The sequence below is a fragment of the Mycobacterium sp. pV006 genome (genome assembly GCF_041287115.1).
GTDB lineage: Bacteria > Actinomycetota > Actinomycetes > Mycobacteriales > Mycobacteriaceae > Mycobacterium.
In genome coordinates this window covers 1-4,687 of the sequence record NZ_JBGGKT010000039.1, presented here as the reverse complement: position 1 = coordinate 4,687, position 4,687 = coordinate 1, and the positions used below count along the sequence as shown (strand labels likewise).

The window sequence follows — 4,687 nt, the reverse complement described above, 5'->3', positions numbered from 1 at the left end:
GCCGGGGAAAGCGTTGTCTCCCAACGAGAAATACACTGCCCTCGTTGAGGTGGCTGGCTATGTACCGGTCCCACTGGACGCCGACGACTATATCGAATTGCTTCCCGTGCAGTGGCGCACAATCAACAGTTACGGGGTCCGGATCAACCATCGCACCTATGACGCCAAGGCGCTCAACCCATACCGGCGCCAGCATTCCGGGGTCGATGCCCGTAACGGACAGTGGGAAGTGCACTACGACCCGTATGACGTGTCGAGGATTTGGGTGCGCAATCACCACGCCGATCTGGTCCAGGAAGTGGCGAACATCGGCGGGTTTCTCGGTGGGGACGATGTCGACGGCTAGGAACTTGGCGCTGCCTCCGGCTTTCTCCACGGCCGCCCGAGCAGCGGCCAGGGATTTACCGCCGCCGACGCATTCGCCGCACCCGTAGGAGAAGAACAGGATCGCGGTCGGGGCGGCAGCGGGCAGTTCGACGGTTTTGCCGTCCACCGTGGTCAGTGTCGCCGCCGTCGCCTGGGTTGTGGCGTTGGCGTGTGGCGGTGAGGTCGGATTGCTGGTTGTGGCCGATTGGCCGCACGCGGTCAGCGCGCCCGCTGCCAGCATCACAGCCGTAACGCCCGCCCACCTGTGGGGTGTAAACGAACGCGTTTCAGACATTGTCGATGCTTCCTTTCGTCAGGTCGTCGAGCGTGTGCGTCGCGGGTGAATGGCTGTCGGCGGGACAGCAGTGATCGCCGCGTTGACCGCGGCGGGCGAAGGCGACCACAGCCGCCAGCAGCAGCGCGACGGCTGCCCCGATGACCCATGGATTCTCGAGCAGTCCACACACGGCGGCGAGCGCGCCGCCGGCGATCAGGACTGGCGCGGCGCAACACAGGGCCGTCACCAGCACCGCTGCCGCACCCAGCAGCACGGGATTTCTTCGTGGACGTTGATTCATTGATTTCTCCTCATCAGGTTGGGTGCGGCTGGTCAGCTGCAGCAGCCGGGGTGGGCAGTTGGCGGGGTATGGAGCTGGGTAAGGATTTGTGTGGTCAGGGCTGCGCCGAGTTGGTGGGCCTCAGCGACGCTGACGATCTGACCTTCGGGGTGCTCGGCGAGCCACGGCGCGGCGTCCTGCGCGCAGGTGAAGTAGTGCACCTGGTTGCAGAATGAGGACCGGATCGAGGTGAGGTCGTCGGGGTTGACCAGCGAGACCACCGCGGTCTCGGGCTGCACGCTGGTGACACCGTTTTCGCCGACCGAGACCCTGATCGGGTGCCCGCTGACGGGTGATTCGGATTCGATGCTGGCGGGCCGGTCCAGGATGGTGGGAAAGATGAGGGTGTCCAGGGCGCACCAGGTGTAGAGCTCTTGGCCGGCCACGGTGAATCGGTGGCGGGTCGGGCGCAGGGTCAGGCCCTGGCCGACGATGCGGCCCTGCTCGTCGTATTCGGTGTCGGGTACCGCGGCCAGACGCCGGGTCACCTCGTCAACCGGGAGGCCGACGGCCGCGGCGAGCGCCTCCACGGTGACCGGCTCGCCGGCGGCGAGCAGCCGCAGCAACGGCACCAGCATCGTCGGGTCGAGCCCGGACTCTTCCGGAATGGTCAGGCGGTCAAGGAAATTGGGCATCAGGAACCTTTCGAGTGAGCCATGCGTCAGGATGCGCAGCAGGACAGTCGGGACATATCGGCGCTGAAGGACTGGGCGGCGATTTTGATGCCTTCGGCCATGGTCAGATACGGGGCCCAGGACCCGGCGACCTGGTCGACGGTCATCGCGGCGTCGAGGATGTAGACCGCGGCGGCGGCGATCTCGCCAGCATCCTTGGCGACGGCGGTGATGCCGTGGATGCGGCCGGTGCCGGCGTCGGCGACGAGTTTGATGAAACCGCGGGTGTCTCGGTTGACCACCGCACGCGGCACATGTTTTAGCGGCAGCACCCGGCAGTCGCACCGTGTCCCGGCGGCGAGGAGCTCGGCCTCGGTCGTCCCGGCCGCACCGACCGCGGGGCTGGTGAACGTCACGCGGGGCAGATGGCGGTAGTCGACCCTGCGGCCGGCGTCGGTGAAGATGTTGTCGGCGACCATCGCGCCGTGATGGGCGGCGACGTAGACGAACTCGCGGTGCCCGGTCACGTCGCCGGCCGCCCAGATCCGTGGGTTCGACGACTGCAGCCCGTCGCTCACCACGACCTCGTTGTTCTCGCCGGTTTTGACCTGCACCGCTTCGAGATTCAGGCCGTCGGTGTTCGGACGGCGGCCGGTGGCGACGAGGACTTTCGCGGCACGGAACTGCTGCGTTCCGCCGGTGATGGTCGCGGTGACCGTGACCTGATCGTCGGCCTGCTCGACCTCGCTCACCGTGGCGCGGCGCACCACCCGGATGCCGTCGTCGGCGAACACCTCCAGCAGCGCCATGCCGACTTCCGGCTCTTCCTTCGATGCCAGCGTGGAGCGGACCAGCACCGTCACCGTTGACCCGAGCCGGGCGAACAGTTGCGCCTGCTCCAACGCGACGTAGCCGCCGCCGATCACCAGCAGCGACTCCGGGACCTCGGTGACTTCCATCGCGGTGGTCGAGGTCAGGTAGGCGACGCCCTCGAATGCGGGCGGGATGACTGGGTTCGCGCCGGTGGCGATCAGGTAGTGCTCGGCCTCGATGGTGGCATCGCCGACCTCGATGACGGGCGCGTCCGGGGTTCCGGCGAACCGCGCTTGGCCCTGAATGCGCTGCCAGCCATACGATTCGGCCACGTTGAGGTACTTCTCTGAGCGCAGCGACTCCACCAGATCGTGCGTGCCGGCGATCAGGGCCGCCATGTCCACCGGGCCGGCCGTGGTGGCGATCCCCGGGAACCGGGCAGTGTCGGCTGCGGTATGCCGGGCCTCGGCCGCTGCGATCAGGGCCTTTGACGGCACGCAGCCGGTGTTGACACACGTGCCACCGAAGATGCCGCGCTCGATCATGACGACGGACTTGCCGAGCGCGGTAGCGCGGATCGCCGCGGCCATCGCCGCGCCGCCGGAACCGATGACCGCGAGGTCCAATCCCTGACTCATGCACCCATCCTTGACCTTCAAGTAGGCTTGAAGGTCAAGTGTTCTGAGGAGACATCGTGAGAATCGGGAAGCTCGCCGAGGCGACCGGGGCCACCACCGCGACGCTGCGCTACTACGAAGACGAAGGCCTGCTCCCGCCCGCCGAACGTTCCCCGGCGGGGTATCGCGACTATGCCGCCGACACGATCGCCCGGGTCGGCTTCATCCGACGGGGACAGGCCGCCGGGTTCAGCCTCGCCCAGATTCGGCAGATCCTCGACATCCGTGACAGCGGCCACGCGCCGTGCACGCACGTGCGCGACCTGCTCGACATCCGACTGACCGACCTCGACGAGCAGATCAGCGCACTGGTGGCACTGCGCGAGACCATCGCCCGGCTGCGGCAGGGCGCCGAAAGCGTCGACCCGGAATCATGCAGCGCCGATGACGTATGTCGATACCTCTAGGAGCCACCTCCGTGGCACCGGAGGCATGTATTTCGTCAAGTCCGTTGACCCCGGCAGTCGTCATGAATTTCCGCCCCACTGGAGGTCGTTGGTGCGCGGGAGCGCGGGGCCTGCTGAGCAGTAGGCTCACCCGATGCGGTGGGATTTCACTCGAAGCTGGTCGCATTGGCCGTGCTGAGCCCAGCCACACTCGTTCAGGCGATCGCCACCTTCGCCATCACCAATATCGACGACATCGTGGTCCTCGCGGTGATGTTCGGCCAGGCGCCCGGTCATCGTGGCGCAGCCATCCGAGTGACCGCCGGTCAGTACCTCGGCTTCACCGCCATCTTGGCAGTTTCGGTCGGCGGCGCACTCCTGGGTGCCACGCTGCTTCCTCCAGCCGCACTGCCGTACTTCGGGCTGCTGCCCATCGTGTTGGGGCTGCGGGCGGCATGGCTGGCCTGGCGGGATCGCCGCACCCAACCGGCGCCGACCGATGATCCCGCAACACTGTTGACGCCTGGCACCTGGCAGGTCGCAGTCATCACCTTCGCCAACGGCGGCGACAACATCGGCGTGTACGTTCCGATCTTCGCCGTCTCAACGATCGCCACCATCGGTGTTTACATCATCGTGTTCCTCATCGGTGTGGCCATCTGGTGCGCGGCCGGCCGATATTTCGCCTCCCACCCGATCATCGCCAAAGCACTCTCACGCTGGGGCCACATCGTTCTGCCCGTTGCACTGATCACAATCGGGGCCCTCATCCTCATCAAAGGCGGAGCGTTCGCCCTCTAGCTCGGAGCAACTTCACCACTCAGGGCCAGGAGGCGCTCCTGCATCGGCATGTGTTGGCGTTCAACCACTTTGGTGATGTCCCGGCCCGTATCCGCTATGACAATCTAAAACGGGCGGTGGCCAAGGTGCTCAAAGGCCGCAGCCGGCACCCGAACTACCAACACGAGCGAGCGCACCACAGAATCATGATCGTGTGTCACGAGAGACACGATCACAGTAGTTATACCGAAGACGTACCCGAGCCAACGGAATCGACAGGAGACCATTCCGGCTACCCTGCTGCGCTCGCAGCCGGGCGCGGAAGCAGGGTAGCCCCAGATTCAATGAGAAACGTCGCGATCGAAATTCTCATCCAATCTGGGGCAATGCAGGTCAGACTAGTAAATGTGCCCCAGATTCAATGAGAACGGACA

5 protein-coding genes and 1 pseudogene are annotated in these 4,687 nt (G+C 65.8%); 3 read left to right on the top strand and 3 right to left on the bottom strand.

From position 1 onward, the window contains the following. Positions 1–280 (top strand): annotated as a pseudogene (locus tag ACAG25_RS24650) (Mu transposase C-terminal domain-containing protein); the annotation flags it as partial. A 373-nt stretch (positions 281–653) separates the two neighbouring features. On the opposite strand, the gene ACAG25_RS24645 reads toward ACAG25_RS24650, so the two are convergent. From ACAG25_RS24645 to merA, 3 genes are read right to left on the bottom strand one after another with little or no spacing between them, the layout of a single operon-like run. Further along, the gene (locus ACAG25_RS24645; protein ID WP_235660419.1) at positions 654–917 is read right to left on the bottom strand and encodes a hypothetical protein; all 264 of its coding nucleotides are present in this window, start codon (positions 915–917) and stop codon (positions 654–656) included. 59 nt (positions 918–976) lie between these two features. Then, on the bottom strand, positions 977–1,618 hold the full coding sequence (gene merB / locus ACAG25_RS24640; RefSeq protein ID WP_005148656.1) for an organomercurial lyase MerB: 642 nt from the start codon (positions 1,616–1,618) through the stop codon (positions 977–979). A 26-nt stretch (positions 1,619–1,644) separates the two neighbouring features. Next, a complete protein-coding gene (gene merA / locus ACAG25_RS24635; protein WP_005148655.1) occupies positions 1,645–3,048 on the bottom strand; it encodes a mercury(II) reductase in 1,404 nt (467 codons plus the stop codon). Between the two features lie 56 nt (positions 3,049–3,104). Here merA and ACAG25_RS24630 point away from each other — a divergent pair, with 56 nt between their 5' ends. After that, positions 3,105–3,494: a heavy metal-responsive transcriptional regulator gene (locus ACAG25_RS24630; RefSeq protein ID WP_005148625.1), complete on the top strand. Its 390-nt coding sequence runs from the start codon at positions 3,105–3,107 to the stop codon at positions 3,492–3,494. Positions 3,495–3,665: 171 nt separating this feature from the next. Then, positions 3,666–4,274: a cadmium resistance transporter gene (locus ACAG25_RS24625; protein ID WP_013471561.1), complete on the top strand. Its 609-nt coding sequence runs from the start codon at positions 3,666–3,668 to the stop codon at positions 4,272–4,274. The last annotated feature ends 413 nt before the right edge of the window (positions 4,275–4,687 follow it).

Coding starts and splice junctions, on each gene's coding strand:
- merA (WP_005148655.1), bottom strand. CDS start 3,048: ATGAGTCAGGGATTGGACCTCGCGGTCATCGGTTCCGGCGGCGCGGCG.
- merB (WP_005148656.1), bottom strand. CDS start 1,618: ATGCCCAATTTCCTTGACCGCCTGACCATTCCGGAAGAGTCCGGGCTC.